Origin of the sequence: Maritalea mediterranea, from assembly GCF_021568695.1 — a bacterium.
Taxonomy (GTDB): Bacteria; Pseudomonadota; Alphaproteobacteria; order Rhizobiales; family Devosiaceae; genus Maritalea; species Maritalea mediterranea.
Map to the genome: position 1 here is coordinate 552,638 of NZ_JAKGTI010000002.1, position 17,199 is coordinate 569,836.

Sequence of the window (17,199 nt, forward strand, 5' to 3'; positions counted from 1 at the left end):
CTGAAAATTCAGCATGCGCTCAACTCTTAATCGGCCGCCACTTCGGTTTCAAACTCTGACGGCAGCGTAATTTCCAACAGCTCACAATCGTCAGAACAATTGCGATAGGCCGCTTTCATGAATGGCGGCACCACAAACGCATCGCCCGCCACCAGATCATAAGGCTCTTCGCCATCCACCATCAGGGTCATGCTGCCTTCTTTAACGAAGGTGAACAGTATATCGGTATTGTGGCTGGTGCGCGGCGCCACTTCGCCTTTAATCGGCCGCGCCACTTGCACGCCAGCAACACCTTTTGTTGCCACGCCAATGCCCGTATCTCGGGCTTCAAATCCGGGAATGCGCCACGGTTTCCAAGTGGCTTCCGCCACTTTGTCATAAACAAATTTGGTGCCCTGCCATTCTCGATCCGGGTCGCCTTTGCCGTTGGGCAAGGTCATCTCATGGTCAATGGTGGTCACATGGTCGGCGGGCACGCCGATTTCCACCACTTCCACATTGTCTGAGGCTTCCACCACGCGGTGGCGGATTTCTGGCGGTTGGATCACGCAGTCGCCCGCGGTCAGACGAATCTTATCCCCTTGATCCTCATAAAGCACATCAACCCAGCCGCGATAGCAAAAGATCAATTGAAAACCGACCGTGTGATAATGCACCATATCCGGCACCGGCCCGCCATCAGGAATGCGGATGTGGGAGGCAATGATGGAGCCGCCCAACCGATCCGGGATCAAATCGCGATAGCGCATACCCGCGCGCCCAATCACCCAGCTGTCGCTGTCTTTCAAGCGTCGCACCAAAAAACTATGCTGTGTTTCCGGCTGCACCAAGGGCGGGTTGGCATCGATAATTTCAATCTGGGTACCGTTGGGTGCAGTCAGCTTGGTTTGCCCATTAGCAAACTTATCTGGATCATCACAATTCAGGCGCAAACTATGCACCTCAGCAGTGGCATTGCGATCCAATCGGATTGACACCCCATGGCCAGAGATCACGGCAACGCTCGGATCGTCCGCTGGAAAAATCTTATCCAGCCGGAAACCCAGCCGCTTCAGATAAAATGGCAAATCCTGTTTCAAATCATTGGTCGGCAGCACAATTTCCGCGCCCCGTACCAAATCCAGATTTGTATTCAGTTCAGCATTTTGCGGATCCATGACCATCTCCTCCCTATTGATGTTCAAGGCGCGCTTTGACCAGCATCACCTCGGCCTCATGGCATGTTTTGAGCTTGTGCCAGCGGAAATCGTCCATATCGACCTGTCGCCAAACCATCAGCGAGAAAACGCTTTGGTTAGCGCCAAGGCCCAAGGTCGGGCCGGGCAAAATGCGCGCACTGATCCGGGCTGTAAAAGGCCCGGTTTCCATGGCAGATAGCAAATAATGCACCATGTGAAACGCGGGCTCATAGTCCACCTTGACGTAGATTTCGCCACCATCAAAAAGGCTTTTGCCTTTGGTGACGCCATCGCCAAGCGTTTCAATTTCCCATGTGCCAAAGGTCCACTGGTCCAGATTTTGCGGCGAGGCCACAAAATCCACCACCTTGTCGTGGGGCGCATCAATCACAATGGAGGTGATATGGCTATCAAGAATGCTCATTGATAAAGCCTTCTGATTTGCCATCAATATTGGTTACCACCAAAATCTTTGCCGGGCCATCGCCCCCCGCCACATAGGCGTGGGCCATGCTGCCATCAAAATAAATGCTGTCGCCCTTATTGAGCAAAGTGGGGGAATAAAAATCCGTATAAAGGATCAACTGACCCTCAAGCACATATAAAAACTCTTCGCCAGCATGGCTGGCCAAACCGCCTGCTTCTTCAAGCGAGCGCTTGGTGACCGTATTCACCGCCGGATGCATCTTCTTGTTGGCCAGATCGGTGGACAGCACTTCCGCCACATAACGCGCAGTCACTATGGGCGGCTGCTCTCCGGCTCGCGAAATCGAGCGCACGCCGGTGCGCATAGGCTGTGCTGCCGCCTCAAAAAAGGCCGTGATGTCCACATCCAGCGCCTGGCTGAGAATGTAGAGATTGTGCGCACTCACCGGCGTTTGCTCATTTTCCACCCGCGACAAGGTCGCCTCGGAAATGCTGGTGATGCGTGCCAGCTCACTCAACGAATATTTCTTGGCTTTGCGGAAGGCTTTCACCTGCGCGCCGACTTTCAAATCCTCAAAATTTGGCCTGCGTGATGGGTCAGTCGCCATTCTTTTGCTCCTTTACGTCCGGGTGGCCGAATCCGCCACCGCCGGGCAATTCTACCACCAGGCTGTCGCCGGCGGGAACCAGATGAATGCCTTTGCCTTTCAAAGCTGGCCCTGTGCCCAAATAGGCCTTGCCCAACGCCCCCGGCTCGCCGCCTTCGCGGCCCGCTGCTGCGTTGTTCAGCCGATCAAATGTGGCCGCTGAAATGGTAAAAGGTGCCGCCTCGCGGTTCGCCACCTCAATCACTTGCCCATGGCCGCCGCGATATTTGCCTTTGCCGCCACTGTCGCGCAAAATCCGTTTGCGCTTGAACCACAAGGGGCACTGGCTTTCGGTGATCTCCACCGGAATAGACCCCACGCCCGACGGAAAGGCCATCGCGTTCAAGCCGTCCTTGCCCGGCCGTCCCCCAATGCCACCAATGGCTACATTCATCACATTAAAGCGGCTTGTATCCTTCAACTCACTGGGCAGCGCATGGCCATGGGCAGATGCCATCGCCAACACCCAAATGCTGCCCGCGCTTTCCGCCTGAACCCGGTTCGGCAGCGCCTGCGCGAGGCAACCAAACACCGCATCAGGCAGCATTTGGCCGATCACATGGCGGGCCGTAACCGGGCTGGGAGACACCGGATCGACGCAAGTCCCCGGTTCGCTAATAAGATCAAAACAGCCCAGTGAGCCAGCATTGTTCGGCACATCTGGCGCAATCACCGCTTTCAGCCCAAAAACCACATAGGCTTGGCTATAGGTGCGTGGCGAGTTGATCCCATAATTGGAGGCAGGTGAACTGCCCGACAGATCAATGGTGATCTGATCACCTTCCACCCGCAATTCGGTTTTGATGGTGATCGGGCTTTCATAGCCATCCAACGGCAAATCATAATGATAGACACCATCCGGCACCTCACGGATCGCCTTTTGGGTCGCCGCTTTCGACGTCTCCAAAATATGTGCCGCCAAATCATCCAACCCGTCGATCTGAAACTCTTCCATCATCTCGACCAGCCGATTGACGCCCGTATCATTGGCGCTGATCAGCGACATCAAATCGCCGCGCACCTCCACCGGATTGCGCGTATTAGCCAAGATCACACTGAGCAAATCTTCATTGAGTTGTCCCTCGCGCCGCAAATATATATGCGGCACCAAAGTGCCCTCTTCATAAATTGACGTCGCATCTGCAGAGAACCCGACACCACCCACATCAATGACGTGGCAGGTCGAGGCGAAAAGCCCGATCGGTTTGCCGTTGTAAAAAGCAGGTGTCACCACCACAAAGTCAAACAAATGCCCGGTGCCCATCCATGGGTCATTGCTCACCAACACATCACCAGGTTTCAACGTTTCGATGGGAAAGCGCTCCAAGAAATGCACCACCGCATTGGCCATAGTGTTCACATGCCCCGGCGTGCCCGTCACCGCTTGCGCCAACATCGCCCCGCTCAAATCATAAACCCCGGCGGACAGATCCCCCGCCTCCCGCGCCACCGCACCAAAGGCTGTGCGCAGCAAGGATTGCGCCTGCTCTTCCACCACGGAAATCAGGCGGTTCCACATCACTTGGGTGCGAATAGCGTCATGAGCGTTCTGGCGCATTAGACTGCCTCCTTGCGGGTCAAAATGATGTAGCTATGGTCGTCAATCTCTGCATCAAATTGCGAAGTGACGATGGTCGACGTCTCATGCTCAGCGATGATGGCAGGACCGGAAATCTTCGCCCCCACCGGCAGGTCAAACCGCCAATAAACCGGTGTGTCCAACATCGCGCCTTGCGCCCCATCAAACAATTCGCGATGGCTGCGCGGTGCAATCTCGGCTGCTTCGCCCTCGCCGAAGGTGGGCGACACGCCATCATCAATTTCGCAAAATACGGTCACAGACCAGGTGACGATCTCGCTCGGCACATTGTCCAAGGTCACGCCATAAATGGCGCGATATTGCGTTTCAAACTGATCGTGAATCCATTGGGCATCGGCAGCATCAAGCGTGCCTTCCGGCAAAGTTATTTGCAGTTCATGCCCCTGCCCTTGATAGCGAATATCTACGACACGCTGAACCTGCACTTTGCGATCTCCAGCGGCAGGGCGCACAATATCGCCCGCCTCTCGTGCCATATCTTCAAGCATTTCATTGGCGCGTTTCATATTCGGATGGTCCAGCACCATCGGGAAGCTGCGCGTCACCTCATAGGAAATCGGTGCACGCAAAAAACCAATCGCCGAACCAACACCGGCCCCTGCAGGCACAATCATCTTGTTGATCGACAGTTTTTCCGCCAGGCGGCAAAGGTGCAGCGGCGCGCCACCGCCAAAGGCGATCATGGTGCTGGCGGCAATGTCGCGGCCCCGCTCAATGGCGTGCACCCGTGCCGCATTGGCCATATTTTCTTCGACAATTTCTACGACGCCAGCGGCTGGCCAAAATTCTTCCAACCCCAAAGACGCTCCAATCTGTTGACCCAGCGCGTCCTGCGCTGCGTCAGGATAAAGCTGCAGCTTGCCGCCCGCGAAATAGGCGGGATCAATCTTGCCGAGCACCAAATTAGCATCGGTGACCGTCGCCAACTCGCCGCCACGGCCATAGCTGACCGGCCCCGGTTCGGCCCCGGCACTATCCGGCCCGACCTTGATGCGTTGCATGGCATCAATCCGCGCGATAGACCCGCCACCTGCGCCAATTTCCACCATTTCAATCACCGGAATACGCACGGGCCAGCCGGACCCTTTTGTGTCGCGATAAGTGCGGGCAATTTCAAAATGCCGCGCCCGTTCGGGCACCGCGTCAGCGATCAGGCAAATTTTTGCTGTGGTGCCGCCCATATCGAAAGACAGCACATTGTCTAAATCACCTTGCTTGGCGATATGGCTGGCCAAGATCGCGCCGCCTGCCGGGCCGGATTCCACCAACCGAATGGGAAACCGCGCCGCGCTCTCCAGCGTAGTGAGGCCACCGCCGGACATCATCAAAAATAATGGCGCATTAATGCCAAGCTCAGAAAGCTCTTTCGCCAACCGCGTGAGATAGCCTTCGATCAGCGGCCGCACCGACGCATTGGCGCAAGTAGTGGAGAAGCGCTCATATTCGCGAATTTCCGGGCAAACTTCATGAGAGACGCAGATGGTCACCCCTGCACCCAGCTCGCGCCGCACAATGTCCCGCGCCCGCTTTTCATGTTCGCTATGAGCATAGGCATGCAAAAAGCCGATGGCCACTGCTTCAACTTGCGCGGCACACAATTCAACACAGATATTGACCAGTTCGTCTTCATCGAGCGCCGCCAACACATCGCCATCTTGTGCCAACCGTTCGGTTACCCCGAAACGTATTGTGGCAGGCACAATGGCAGGCGGCATATCAATCATCAAATCATAATGATCAAAGCGCTTTTCGTAGCCCAGCTCCAACACATCTTCAAAACCTTTGGTGGTGATCAGCGCCGTTTTCGCCACTTTGCGTTCAATCAGCGCGTTTGTCGCCAAGGTGGTGCCATGCACAAAGACGTCAATATCGGCGGGATCGACCTGTGCCTCTTCCAGCACCACGCGCACACCATCCAACAGGCCCAATTCAGGATTTTGCACATTGGTCAGCACTTTGGCGCTATGGCGCACATCGCCCAACTCCAGCACCACATCCGTAAAGGTGCCGCCAATATCTACCGCCAGTCGGACAGATTTATCGCCTCGCATATGCGCCTCTTCCTCCTGAGCAGCCGCAATTCAAGCCGCCACTCACCCTGCTCGTTCAGTATATTTCATATTTGAAAGATTTTGCAATTGCAACCGCAAAATTGGTGAATTGACGTTACTCACATTCATATGCGACAATCTGTCAATGTATAACATATTGAAATAAAGAGTTATTTTCAAATTCTTTGTATTTTATGTTTAAAATTCTTTGCTCCATATGTGAAATTAAGTTGACAGCTTATTTCAAGTATGAAACTTTTTTGGGCAATGGGGAGAGATGGAATGCAAGATTTGTCTGAATTGACACAACGCGCATCAGAATTGGACAACAAAGATCCAATCGCGCAAATTGTTGAAGAATATGAGCAGGCCGAGGGCTGGATATTCTTTGACTCAAATTCTGTCGGCCCCGTACCCAAAACGGCCCGAAATGCTGCCAATGCGTTAATTGATGATTGGATCGCCCTGCGTCGGCGCGGGTGGGCCGAGCGCGACTGGGTCGACATGCCCGCCATTCTCGGTGACCAATTGTCGCCCATGATTGGCGCAGACAAAGGCACAACGGTCGTTTGCGACAACACCACCATCAATCTATATAAAGCGATCGGCCACGCCCTTGCGATCAATCAGGACCGCACCATCATCCTGACGCAAAGGGACAATTTCCCCACCGACATTCATGTGGTGCAAGGCTTTGAGCGTGCCAATCCAAACCTTGAAGTGCGCTATGTGGAAACCGAAGAAGAGGCACTTGCCGCACTTTCGGATAACGTAGCAGTGTGCACCTTTAGTCATGTGGGTTATAAGTCAGGCCAACGCTGGAACATGGATAAGTTCAACAAAGCGGCGCAGGCGCTTGGCGTCCTTACAGTGTGGGACGTGTCCCATTCCGCAGGTGCGGTACCCGTATTGGCACGCGAAAGCAATGCAGATTACATTGTGGGCTGCGGCTATAAATATCTCAGCACTGGCCCCGGCGGCCCGGCCTTTATTTATGTGCGGCCAGACCTGAGCGAAAAAGCCTGGCCGCCTGTTTGTGGCTGGATGGGACATGCTGATATTTACGCTTTTTCGGGCGATTATGAGCCCCATGGCAGCATCAAACGTTTCATATCTGGAACGCCGATGGTGGGCGCCAATCAAATCGCCCATTGTGCTGCCCAGATTTATCAAAAATATGCCCCCAAAGACATTTGGGCGCGACATGAAAGCCTGAGCAATTTCTTTATCGAGGCGCTGCAAAAATCCTGCGGTGAACTTGGTGTCGAAATTGCCTCACCATTAGATTATGATCAACGGGGCGGTCATGTGACCTTTAAAGCCCCCGGCGCAGGCCATGTGGTGGAAGCGTTGATTGACGCGAAAGTCGTCTCATCATTCCGCAAGCCCGACGCCATTCGATTTGGTTTGAGCCCGGTCTCACTTACCCATGCGCAAATCGCGGAGGCGGTAGGTCGGCTTCAAAAAATCCTCAAAGAGGAGATCTGGCGGGATCCGAAATACGCAAATGTCTCCGTATAGCTAGCGTGCCGCGCAATAAAAAGAACAAAGCGCACAGGTTAGAGGAGAGCATCAAAAGGGAGAAGAACATTGAAAAAACCAATTTTGGCCGTTGCTTTATCGGCTCTACTTGCAGCTCAGGCAGGCTTTGCCGCGGCTGAAGACGTAAAAGTTGGCACCATTATGGGCATCACAGGCCCGCTGGCTAACTTTATTCCACCTATTCTGAACGCAGCCAAACTGGCCGAGGCTGATGTGAATGCAGGCGGCGGCATTTTAGGCGGGGGCAAATTTGAACTGGTCGTTGCTGACGGTCAGGCTGCCGCCCAACCCTCCGTGGATGCGGCCACCAAGCTGGTGAACCTTGAAAATGTGGCGGCCGTGATGGGAGCCCTCTCTTCGGGTGCGACCATCGCAGCAGCCAACGCGGTGACCATTCCAAATGGCGTACTGCAAGTTTCACCAACCGCCACCTCACCTGCCATGACAGATATGGATGACGGCGATTTCCTTTATCGCATCGTCCCCAGCGACAACTATCAGGGCGAAGTTCTCGCCAAGATTGTGCTGGACGAAGGCATCGACCGCGTCGCGGTGGCCTATGTGAACAATGACTATGGCGTGGGCATTGCCGGCACCTTCAAAGAAAACTTTGAAAAGCTGGGCGGCACCATCACCGGTTATGAAAAGCACGAAGATAAGAAAAACTCTTATCGCGGTGAATTGGCCACCCTAGCCAATGGCGATCCACAAGCACTCGTTTTGATTGCCTATGCGGGCGGCAGTGGCGCGAAAATCGTCAAGCAGTCGCTTGAAGCTGGCCTGTTTGACCGTTTTATCGGCACAGATGGTCTGCGCGATGATCTGTTGATCGAACAAGTGGGTGCAGAAGCTTTGGCCACCTCCTTCTTCTCTGCACCAACGTCACCGGCTGAAAACCCTGCGGGCGAAGCACTGCACAAGCGTTTTGATGAGGTGTATGGCGAAGGCTCCGACAAGCCATTTGTTGACCAATCCTATGACGCCACCATGCTGATCGCTTTGGCGATTGAAAAAGCAGGCTCCACCGACCGTACCGCCATTAAAGACGCGTTGCGCTTTGTGGCCAACGCGCCGGGCGAAATCGTAGGCCCAGGCGAATGGGAAAAAGCTGTGAAGCTTTTGGCTGAAGGCAAAGACATCAACTATGAAGGCGCCGCGGGCAGCCATGAATTTGACGAAAATGGCGACGTTGCCGGCTTTATCGGCAAATTCGTAGTGGATGGCGACAGCTACAAGCAAGTCGCAATCTTTGAATAGTCAAACGCTTTGGTGCTCGCGGCCCCCTCTGCCGCGAGCACACTAAGGTCAGGACAACTCCATGATCGCTTTTGAAAATATCACCATGCGCTTTGGCGGCGTTGCCGCGGTTGATCGCTGCAGCTTTGAAATCCCAACGGGCAAAATCACCGGCTTGATCGGCCCCAATGGCGCAGGCAAAACCACCGCCTTCAACGTCATTGCCGGGCATTTGCGCCCCACCTCCGGTCGCGTGTTGCTGGAAGGCGAAGACATCACCTCCCTGCCCGCCCACAAGCGCCAAGCCAAGGGCATTGCCCGCACCTTTCAACTGGCCCATGAATTTCACCGCATGACTGTGGTGGAAAATCTGATGGTGGCCGCGAAAAACGAGCTGGGCGAAAACATGCTCAACGCCATTTTCCGCCCCGGCCAGTGCAAGATGCAGGAACAAGCTGCTTACGACCGCGCCATGGAAACCCTGCGCTTTTTGGAAATTGAACAGCTGAAGGACCAGTTGGCGGGCGATTTGTCCGGCGGTCAGAAAAAGCTGCTGGAACTGGGTCGTGCGCTGATGCAGCACCCCAAAATCATTCTGCTCGACGAAATCGGCGCGGGTGTCAACCGTACCCTATTGGGCAAAATCGCGGAAAAAATCATCCAGCTCAACAAGGAGCAAGGCTACACCATCTGCCTGATTGAGCATGATTTGGACTATGTATCCCGCCTTTGCGACACCGTGATTGTGATGGCGCAAGGCACCCTGCTGACCACCGGCCCGGTGGAAGAAGTCAGCCGCGATGAACGCGTAATCGAAGCCTATTTTGGCGGCGGCAAATATCAGGAAGCCATATGAGTTATAAAATTCTTGATGTGCAAAATTTGACGGCAGGCTACGGCAAATTGCCGATCATTGAAAACATGCACGCCAAAGTGGATGACGGGCAGATCGTGGTGATTGTCGGCCCCAATGGCGCGGGCAAATCTACGCTCCTTAAATCCGTTTTTGGCCTCAACAGCCGCATGTCCGGCGACATCGTGTTCGAAAGTCAGTCCATTTTTGACGCCAAAACGTCTGAACTGGTGCCTATGGGTATTTCGGCTGTGCCGCAATCCCACAATGTGTTCCCCACCCTTACAGTGGAAGAGAACCTCGATGTGGGCACCTTTGCCGCGCCCCCAAAAGACAAGACAGCGACCAAGGCCAAAATCCTGCAACTGTTCCCAGACCTAAAGGACAAGTTGCGCCAACAAGCAGGCGAACTCTCCGGCGGACAACGACAAATGGTGGCCGTGGGCCGCGCCTTGATGAGCGATCCAAGATTGATCCTGTTAGACGAACCCACCGCAGGCCTGTCACCTGCCTATCTCGAGGTGATTTTTGACCTGCTTCTTCAGGTGCGCGACAGCGGCGTGTCGATTTTGATGGTGGAGCAAAATGCCAAACAGGCCCTGCGCATTGCGGATTATGCCTATGTGTTGGTCAATGGCAAAAACGCCTATGAGGGCACAGGCGCTGAGCTGCTGGAAAATGACGAAGTGCGCAAATCATTCTTAGGTGGAGGGGCGCCAAAATGATGGATTTTATCAATTTCTATTTGGTCCCCGGCATCACACTTGGCGCCATCTACGCGCTGGGCGCGGTTGGCGTATCCATGATTTTCGGCATTTTGCGCTTTGCCCATTTTGCCCATGGCGACTTGATGACCGTGGGGGCCTATTTCGCGCTTTCCGCCGTTTGGCTACTCGGCATTCCTGCCCTTGCTGCCATCCCGATTGCGGTTGCTCTCACCTGCCTTGTGGCCCTGTTTGCAGACCGTGCTTTCTATAAGCCCCTGCGGCAATTGCCCACGATCTACACGGTGATCGCCTCGTTCGGCGTGGCGCTGATCTTCCGCTCTGTGGTGCAGCTTTTTTGGGGCACCGAAAGCCAGGTCTATTCCGTCGGGTTCCAAAAGCCGATCGTGCTGTTTGATAGCTTGCGCATCGCCACGCGCCATATTCAAATCATTCTCGCCACTGCTGGCATCACGCTGGTTTTGCACTGGTTCTTGCACCATACGCAAATGGGCAAAACCATGCGCGCCGTGTCAGACGATCCAGCCTTGGCCAGCGTGGCCGGGCTTGATCCGGAAAAAACTATCCGCTGGACATGGATTATCGGCGCGGGCCTTGCCGCGATTGCCGGGGTTTTTGTCGGCCTCGATACCGACGTGCACACCATGATGGGGTGGAACCTGCTGCTACCCATGTTCGCCGCGGCTTTGCTGGGCGGCATCGGCAAGCCGCTGGGCGCGATTGCAGGTGGCCTGATCATCGGCATTGCGGAAGAAATCTGCACCTATCCCTTCTTCGGCGAGAGTCTGATTTCACCCAGCTATAAAAGCGCCATCGCTTTTGTGATCATGTTGCTGATCCTGATTTTCCGCCCACGCGGCTTGTTTAAAGGGAGGCTCCTCTAATGGAACTTAGTGGTATTCTATTTTACCTGATCTCCTTTTTGATCATGGGCGGCATCTATTCGGTGATCTGCCTCGCCCTCAATATGCAATGGGGCTTTGGCGGCCTCTTCAATGCAGGCATTGCAGGCTTTTACGCGGTGGGCGCCTATTCAGCCGCCATCATCACCTCAGCCAATACCCCAAACCATGTCGGAGGCTTTGACCTGCCGATCGTGGTCGGCCTTGTGGTGGCGGGCACTCTGTCGGGTATTGTCGGTTGGGCCATCGCCCGCATCTGCGTGCGTTTGAAAGCGGATTATCTGGCCATGGCCTCCATCGGCATTGCCGAAATCATTCGCTTGGCTGTGATCAATGAAGAATGGCTCACCAATGGCAGCCTCGGCGTGTCGCGCATTCCACGTCCGCTGGAAGAGTTCTTCACCGGGCGCGAGAGCGAAATGGTGTTCTTCGTCTTTGTCTGGATCATTGTCGCCATCACCTTCTGGGTCGCCCATCGCCTTTACAAAAGTCCGTGGGGCCGCGTCATGCGCGCCATCCGCGACAATGAAGCCGCAGCAGAATCTGTGGGCAAGGATGTGCAATCCTTCCGCACCCAGAGCTTTGTGATCGGCGCAATCTTTATGGGCGTCGCAGGCGCTTTGAGTGCCCACTATTTCAAATTCTTCAGCCCGGACGCTACCGAGCCGTTGCTCATCACCTTCCTCGCGTGGGTAATGCTGATTGCAGGCGGCAGCGGCAACAATAAAGGCGCTGTTGCAGGGGCATTGATCATTTGGGCCATCTGGTCGATGACCGAAATCATCACCCAGCAATTGCCGCCAGATTGGGCCACGCGCTCATCCTATATCCGCATGTTGCTGATCGGGCTGTTCCTGCAATTTGTGCTGCAACGCTTCCGCGCCGGGCTGTTCCCGGAGAAAGCGCCGAAACTGAATGTGAAAAGCCATGGCTGAACGCAGCTTCGCCAAAGAGGTTGAAAAACTGCGCCTTGGCGATGGTGATACCTTTCGCGGCGAAGGCATTTTGGCGATCACCAAAGCCTTGCTGGAAAATGGCGTCGGTTATGTGGGCGGCTATCAAGGCGCCCCCATCAGCCATTTAATGGATGTGTTTGCGGACGCTGAAGAACTGCTCGGCGAACTCGGCGTGCGTTTCGAAGCCAGCGCCTCAGAAGCCACCGCCGCCGCCATGCTTGCCGCTTCGGTGCATTATCCCATTCGCGGCGCGGTCACGTTCAAATCCACCGTCGGCACCAATGTGGCCTCCGACGCTTTGGCCAATCTCGCCTCCGGCGGGGTGACAGGCGGTGCGCTGATCATTGTCGGCGAGGATTATGGCGAAGGCTCTTCCATCATGCAGGAGCGCAGCCATCCCTTTGCGCAAAAAAGTCAAATCTGGCTGCTCGACCCGCGCCCCAATCTGCCGTCAATTGTTGATGCGGTGGGCCATGGCTTTGCCCTCTCCGAGGCCAGCAACACCCCGGTGATGCTGGAAGTGCGCATTCGCGCCTGTCATGTGCATGGGCATTTTGACACCAAGGACAATGTGCCGCCGCCCTTCACCGTGCGCGATGCCCTGGAAAACCCCAAGCGCAAAACCGACCGGATTGTGCTGCCCCCTGCGTCTTTTCTCCATGAAAAGGAAAAGGTTGAACAGCGTCTGCCCGCTGCCATCGATTATATCCAACAGCACAAGCTCAACGAGCATTTCGGTCCCGACCAGGGCGATATCGGCATCATCATGCAGGGCGGCATGTATAATAATGTGATGAGGGCTTTGCAGCGCATGGGGCTGGCCGATCTGTACGGCGACAGCAAAGTGCCGCTTTATGTGATGAATGTCACCTACCCGCTGGTGCCGGACGAAGTGGTGGATTTCTGCGCCGACAAAAAGGCGGTGCTGATGGTGGAAGAAGGCCAACCGGCCTGCCTGGAAGAAGCCGTCGCGGCCCTGTTGTTCAAACACAAAATCAACACCGATTTGGCGGGCAAAGGCGTACTGCCGCTGGCCGGTGAGTTGACGGGTCAAGTGATGTTAGATGGCTTGCGCAGCTTTATCACCAGCCACGCCCCGCATCTGGCCACTGATCAAGACCGCGCGCCAAACGAGCCACAACTTCTGCCGCAGCCGGAACTGGACGATACGGTGCCTGCACGCCCTCCCGGCTTTTGCACCGGCTGTCCCGAGCGTCCGATTTTCGCGGCCACCAAGCTGGTGGAAGAAGAACTCGGCGCGCACCACATTTCATCCGATATTGGCTGCCACCTCTTTTCCATCATGCCGCCGTTCGAAATTGGCGGCACCACCATGGGTTACGGCCTCGGCCCCGCCTCATCCTCGGCACTCAATGCCAAAGGCGCACGCCGTTCGATCAGCTTTGTCGGCGATGGCGGATTTTGGCACAATGGCCTCACCTCCTCCATCGGCAATGCCTCGTTCAATGAGCATGATGGGGTGACGGTAATTGTCGACAATTATTATTCCGCCGCCACTGGCGGGCAGGATATCTTGTCATCCCGCGCCGAAAACAAATCCCGCAACACCAACAACCCGATCGGCAAAGCTGTCAAAGGCATGGGTGTGAAGTGGGTGCGCGAAATCGACAACACCTATGATGTAGGCAAAATGCGCGAGACGCTGAAAGAGGCCCTCACCACCGATGAGACGGGTCCAAAGGTCATCGTCGCCTCCTCTGAATGTATGCTCAACCGCCAACGGCGCGAACGTCCGCTGAAAGCAAAGGCGATTGCCGAAGGGCAAACCATCTCCCAGCCAAAATTCGGCGTCGATGAAGACATCTGCACCGGCGACCATGCCTGTATGCGCTTGTCCGGCTGCCCTTCACTCACCGTGAAAAAACTTGATGATCCGCTGCGCGATGATCCGGTTGCTCATATTGATCAATCCTGCGTCGGCTGTGGCAATTGCGGCGAAGTGGCAGACGCGGCCGTTCTGTGCCCCTCATTTTATAAAGCCGAGCGCATCCATAATCCGGGCAGGGCCCACAAAATCTGGCGCATGCTCTCCACCAACTTTATGAGCTGGTTGCAGGCGCGGCGCGACCGCAAATCATTGCGTTTTGAGGCGTAAATCATGGCGCAAGATCAATGCATCAAGCTGGCAATTCTCGCCGTTGGCGGCCAAGGCGGCGGCGTGCTCACCAATTGGATCGTTGATCTGGCCGAGCAAAACGGATGGGTGGCCCAATACACCGCTGTGGCCGGTGTGGCCCAACGCACCGGCGCGACCATCTATTATGTGGAAATGGCACCGCAGCAAGAAAAGCGCCCGATCTTCTCCCTCGCCCCCAGCGTGGGCGATGTCGATATCTTGATTGCGGCAGAGCTGATGGAAGTCGGCCGCGCTATCCAGCGCGGTTTTGTCAGCCCCAACCGCACCTGTCTGATCGGCTCCAGCCATCGATTGCACGCCGTCTCTGAAAAAATCAATCCGGGCGACGGGCGCGCCAAGGATCAAGTGATCTTCGACGCTGCGCACAAATCGGCGCAAAAAGTGCTGCTGCACAATTATGATCGGCTCGCCATTCAGAACGGCTCTTATATCTCCGCCAGCCTGTTCGGTGCCCTCGCCGCCTCCAAGGCCCTACCGTTCATGCCCGCACAATTTGAGGCCATTCTCGAACAATCTGGCCGCGCCGCTGCCCGAAGCATCGCCGCCTTTAATGCCGCGCTAAAAGCCGAACCGCTCGCCGCACCAGAACTCTCAAAGCAAGCCGCACCTGCAGCCAAAGCAAAGGGGCCGCAAAAGCTGATGGCCAAATGGGATGCCCTACAGCAGCGCATCGCACAGTTGCCAAATGAATCCCAAGAATTGGCGCGCGCTGGCCTTAAAAAGTGCGTTGAATTTCAAGACGTGACCTATGGCGATGCATATCTCACCACGGTGGAGCAATTCGCACAGCGCATTCCGGACGACCGCCCGGACATTCTGACCGAATTGGCCAAACATTTGGCCAATGCCATGGCCTATGATGATCTGATCCGTGTCTCCGATCTGAAAACCCGACGGCAGCGCCTCAGCCGCATTGAAAGCGAAGTGCAGCTGCAATCGGCGGACGGGCTAAAGCTGACCGAATATTTCCATCCACGCGCCGAAGAAATTTGTGGCCTGATGCCGCCAAGGCTGGGGCGCTGGTTTGAGGACAGTCCCAGCCGCTTCGCCTGGCTGGATCGTCGAGTAAACAAAGGTCGCCGCATCCGCAGCAACGGGTTCTGGGGGTTCAGCACGCTCTATCTGCTAGGTGGCCTGAAATGGTGGCGCAAACATACGCTGCGCGATCAAATAGAACGCAGGCACCGGAAGGCGTGGCTTGAGGAGATTGAAGAGAACCTTGCTGACAATCCGGATTTGGCGCTGGAACTGATCAAATGCCGCCGCCTGATCAAGGGCTATAGCGACACCCACCATCGCTCCCTAAGCAAGTTTGCGCGAATTTTCGAAAACCTGCACTTGGTAAGCGAATTGCCCGATGCGGCAGATTGGGTGCGGCGCTGGCGCGACGCCGCCTTGATGGACGAAAACGGTGACGCATTGGATGGTGCCATTAAAACCGTAGAGGTCACATTGCGGCAAAAGTCCAGCGCGGACGTAGAATAAGCAGCCCCATGCCCCAACAATTCTGGCACAATACATTTAAGAAACGCGCGCGCCCGCGCGCGCGAGGCCAGCCGTCAAGCGCGCTTTAGCCGCCTCAACTTAGATTTTCTGCTCAGATTTGGAGAATGGCGTCAGTTCAGCCGCATCAAAGATAGGCGCCACATCTTCTTTGCCACCGTCCAACATAGCCGCAATGCGCTCCAACGAGGCAATCAGCATGGACTGCTCCCAATCGGACAGTGCCTCAAATTCTTGCTCGAACCGTTCGTGAATACCATCCGGAGATTGGCTCAGCGCGGCGCGCCCCGCATCGGTGAGGGAAAGCCAGACCTGGCGTTTGTCTGTTTGACCACGCTTCCGTTCAATCAGTCCGCGCGCTTCCAGCTTATGCACCAGCCCCGTCGTCGTCGCCTGCGTGATGCCCATAACCTGGGCAATTTGGCCAGCACTGCGTTCACCCTCTTCATCCAACAGGCGCAACAGCACCAATTGCGACGGCGTAATGCCCGAGGCCCGCATCAATGCTTTAGAATTTGTATCAGCCGCCCGCAAGATTCGCCGGATCGAACTTAAAACCGATTTTGTTCTCTCTTCCACACCGCCCTCATACTCAAGACCAGACGGTAAACTTTAGCCCAATCTTTACCATCCACCAAGCCAAAAAATAAGTTTGCAAAAACAAACAATATGGCTGTTGACTTCGCGATTTTCTTATTTCGATCAAAGGGTTTCCAACATATATTTTTGTCATATTCTCCTTAAAAGGCGCGTTTTACGGACTTTGCAGGGAACTTTTCCCGCCCTCAGCGGTTGACATTTAGTTAGTTCAAGCTAAATAAAAAGCGAATTTGAATTTTCACAACACATGGATTGTTGAAAAATGAAAGCAAATAGAACCAAAGCGCGTCCCACCTTCCGCAAGCCAACGGCTAACGATGGGTCAGTCGTTTGGGACATTGTCAAAAACTCCGGCAAGCTGGATGAAAACTCTATCTACTGCAATCTGCTGCAATGCACGCACTTTGCGGGCACATGCGCGATCGCTGAAGTAGATGGAAACCCGGTCGGGTGGATTTCTGCCTATATCCCACCGCAAAAGCCGGACACTCTATTTGTTTGGCAAGTCTGTGTGTCTGAAGAAGCACGCGGCCTGGGCATCGCCAAGCAGCTGATTCACACCGTGCTTAAACGCGACATTTGCGAAAATGTCAGAAAAATTGAGAGCACCATCACCAAAGACAATGACGCGAGCTGGGCCCTGTTTGGCGCCATCGCCGACACTTTTGGTGCCGACCTGAACAAAAAAGTGATGTTTGACGAGGAAGAGCATTTGGACGGCCAAGGCGCAACAGAGCACCTGGTTTCGATTGCCCCCGTGAAACAAAATCACCCTGTGTTGCGTTCAGTAGCTTAACAGGCCCGACGCGAACACGAAATTGA

At 55.1% G+C, this 17,199-nt stretch carries 15 protein-coding genes; 9 read left to right on the forward strand and 6 right to left on the reverse strand.

Going from position 1 to position 17,199, the window contains the following annotated elements; all coding sequences use genetic code 11:
- Positions 1–26 precede the first annotated feature (26 nt).
- Genes L1I42_RS11755 through L1I42_RS11775 form a run of 5 tightly spaced genes read right to left on the reverse strand, consistent with a single transcriptional unit; the run spans position 27 to position 5,902 of the window.
- Positions 27–1,157, reverse strand: a complete 1,131-nt coding sequence (locus tag L1I42_RS11755) for a cupin domain-containing protein (protein WP_236114720.1) — start codon at positions 1,155–1,157, stop codon at positions 27–29.
- Positions 1,158–1,170: 13 nt separating this feature from the next.
- Entirely contained in the window at positions 1,171–1,602 is a 432-nt protein-coding gene (locus L1I42_RS11760) for an SRPBCC family protein (RefSeq protein WP_236114721.1), read from the reverse strand.
- Positions 1,589–2,212 (reverse strand): helix-turn-helix domain-containing protein, encoded by a 624-nt coding sequence (locus tag L1I42_RS11765; RefSeq protein ID WP_236114722.1) that lies wholly within the window; start codon positions 2,210–2,212, stop codon positions 1,589–1,591. Before L1I42_RS11765 ends, L1I42_RS11760 begins: the two co-directional genes overlap by 14 nt.
- Positions 2,202–3,809: a hydantoinase B/oxoprolinase family protein gene (locus L1I42_RS11770; RefSeq protein WP_236114723.1), complete on the reverse strand. Its 1,608-nt coding sequence runs from the start codon at positions 3,807–3,809 to the stop codon at positions 2,202–2,204. Before L1I42_RS11770 ends, L1I42_RS11765 begins: the two co-directional genes overlap by 11 nt.
- Positions 3,809–5,902, reverse strand: a complete 2,094-nt coding sequence (locus L1I42_RS11775; RefSeq protein ID WP_236114724.1) for a hydantoinase/oxoprolinase family protein — start codon at positions 5,900–5,902, stop codon at positions 3,809–3,811. Before L1I42_RS11775 ends, L1I42_RS11770 begins: the two co-directional genes overlap by 1 nt.
- A gap of 282 nt (positions 5,903–6,184) precedes the next feature.
- On the opposite strand from L1I42_RS11775, the gene L1I42_RS11780 reads away from it, so the two are divergent.
- From L1I42_RS11780 to L1I42_RS11815, 8 genes are all read left to right on the forward strand, one after another.
- Positions 6,185–7,423: an aminotransferase class V-fold PLP-dependent enzyme gene (locus tag L1I42_RS11780; protein WP_236114725.1), complete on the forward strand. Its 1,239-nt coding sequence runs from the start codon at positions 6,185–6,187 to the stop codon at positions 7,421–7,423.
- 69 nt (positions 7,424–7,492) lie between these two features.
- Entirely contained in the window at positions 7,493–8,701 is a 1,209-nt protein-coding gene (locus L1I42_RS11785) for an ABC transporter substrate-binding protein (protein ID WP_236114726.1), read from the forward strand.
- A 61-nt stretch (positions 8,702–8,762) separates the two neighbouring features.
- Positions 8,763–9,536 (forward strand): ABC transporter ATP-binding protein, encoded by a 774-nt coding sequence (locus L1I42_RS11790; protein WP_236114727.1) that lies wholly within the window; start codon positions 8,763–8,765, stop codon positions 9,534–9,536.
- Positions 9,533–10,258 carry an ABC transporter ATP-binding protein gene (locus L1I42_RS11795; protein WP_236114728.1) on the forward strand — a complete coding sequence of 242 codons (726 nt, stop codon included), beginning with the start codon at positions 9,533–9,535 and terminating at the stop codon, positions 10,256–10,258. Before L1I42_RS11790 ends, L1I42_RS11795 begins: the two co-directional genes overlap by 4 nt.
- Positions 10,255–11,142 carry a branched-chain amino acid ABC transporter permease gene (locus L1I42_RS11800; RefSeq protein WP_236114729.1) on the forward strand — a complete coding sequence of 296 codons (888 nt, stop codon included), beginning with the start codon at positions 10,255–10,257 and terminating at the stop codon, positions 11,140–11,142. The genes L1I42_RS11795 and L1I42_RS11800 overlap by 4 nt, the downstream gene beginning before the upstream one ends.
- Positions 11,142–12,095 (forward strand): branched-chain amino acid ABC transporter permease, encoded by a 954-nt coding sequence (locus tag L1I42_RS11805; RefSeq protein WP_027834684.1) that lies wholly within the window; start codon positions 11,142–11,144, stop codon positions 12,093–12,095. Before L1I42_RS11800 ends, L1I42_RS11805 begins: the two co-directional genes overlap by 1 nt.
- On the forward strand, positions 12,088–14,232 hold the full coding sequence (locus L1I42_RS11810) for a thiamine pyrophosphate-dependent enzyme (protein WP_236114730.1): 2,145 nt from the start codon (positions 12,088–12,090) through the stop codon (positions 14,230–14,232). Before L1I42_RS11805 ends, L1I42_RS11810 begins: the two co-directional genes overlap by 8 nt.
- 3 nt (positions 14,233–14,235) lie before the next feature.
- Complete coding sequence (locus L1I42_RS11815; RefSeq protein WP_236114731.1) at positions 14,236–15,759, forward strand: indolepyruvate oxidoreductase subunit beta family protein; 1,524 nt, start codon at positions 14,236–14,238, stop codon at positions 15,757–15,759.
- 99 nt (positions 15,760–15,858) lie between these two features.
- Here the strand turns inward: L1I42_RS11815 and L1I42_RS11820 are convergent, their stop codons facing one another.
- Positions 15,859–16,356, reverse strand: a complete 498-nt coding sequence (locus tag L1I42_RS11820; protein WP_236114732.1) for a MarR family winged helix-turn-helix transcriptional regulator — start codon at positions 16,354–16,356, stop codon at positions 15,859–15,861.
- Between the two features lie 283 nt (positions 16,357–16,639).
- On the opposite strand from L1I42_RS11820, the gene ectA reads away from it, so the two are divergent.
- A complete protein-coding gene (ectA, locus tag L1I42_RS11825) occupies positions 16,640–17,173 on the forward strand; it encodes a diaminobutyrate acetyltransferase (protein WP_236114733.1) in 534 nt (177 codons plus the stop codon).
- The last annotated feature ends 26 nt before the right edge of the window (positions 17,174–17,199 follow it).

Coding starts and splice junctions, on each gene's coding strand:
- L1I42_RS11755 (WP_236114720.1), bottom strand. CDS start 1,157: ATGGATCCGCAAAATGCTGAACTGAATACAAATCTGGATTTGGTACGG.
- L1I42_RS11760 (WP_236114721.1), bottom strand. CDS start 1,602: ATGAGCATTCTTGATAGCCATATCACCTCCATTGTGATTGATGCGCCC.
- L1I42_RS11765 (WP_236114722.1), bottom strand. CDS start 2,212: ATGGCGACTGACCCATCACGCAGGCCAAATTTTGAGGATTTGAAAGTC.
- L1I42_RS11770 (WP_236114723.1), bottom strand. CDS start 3,809: ATGCGCCAGAACGCTCATGACGCTATTCGCACCCAAGTGATGTGGAAC.
- L1I42_RS11775 (WP_236114724.1), bottom strand. CDS start 5,902: ATGCGAGGCGATAAATCTGTCCGACTGGCGGTAGATATTGGCGGCACC.
- L1I42_RS11780 (WP_236114725.1), top strand. CDS start 6,185: ATGCAAGATTTGTCTGAATTGACACAACGCGCATCAGAATTGGACAAC.
- L1I42_RS11790 (WP_236114727.1), top strand. CDS start 8,763: ATGATCGCTTTTGAAAATATCACCATGCGCTTTGGCGGCGTTGCCGCG.
- L1I42_RS11795 (WP_236114728.1), top strand. CDS start 9,533: ATGAGTTATAAAATTCTTGATGTGCAAAATTTGACGGCAGGCTACGGC.
- L1I42_RS11800 (WP_236114729.1), top strand. CDS start 10,255: ATGATGGATTTTATCAATTTCTATTTGGTCCCCGGCATCACACTTGGC.
- L1I42_RS11805 (WP_027834684.1), top strand. CDS start 11,142: ATGGAACTTAGTGGTATTCTATTTTACCTGATCTCCTTTTTGATCATG.
- L1I42_RS11810 (WP_236114730.1), top strand. CDS start 12,088: ATGGCTGAACGCAGCTTCGCCAAAGAGGTTGAAAAACTGCGCCTTGGC.
- L1I42_RS11815 (WP_236114731.1), top strand. CDS start 14,236: ATGGCGCAAGATCAATGCATCAAGCTGGCAATTCTCGCCGTTGGCGGC.
- ectA (WP_236114733.1), top strand. CDS start 16,640: ATGAAAGCAAATAGAACCAAAGCGCGTCCCACCTTCCGCAAGCCAACG.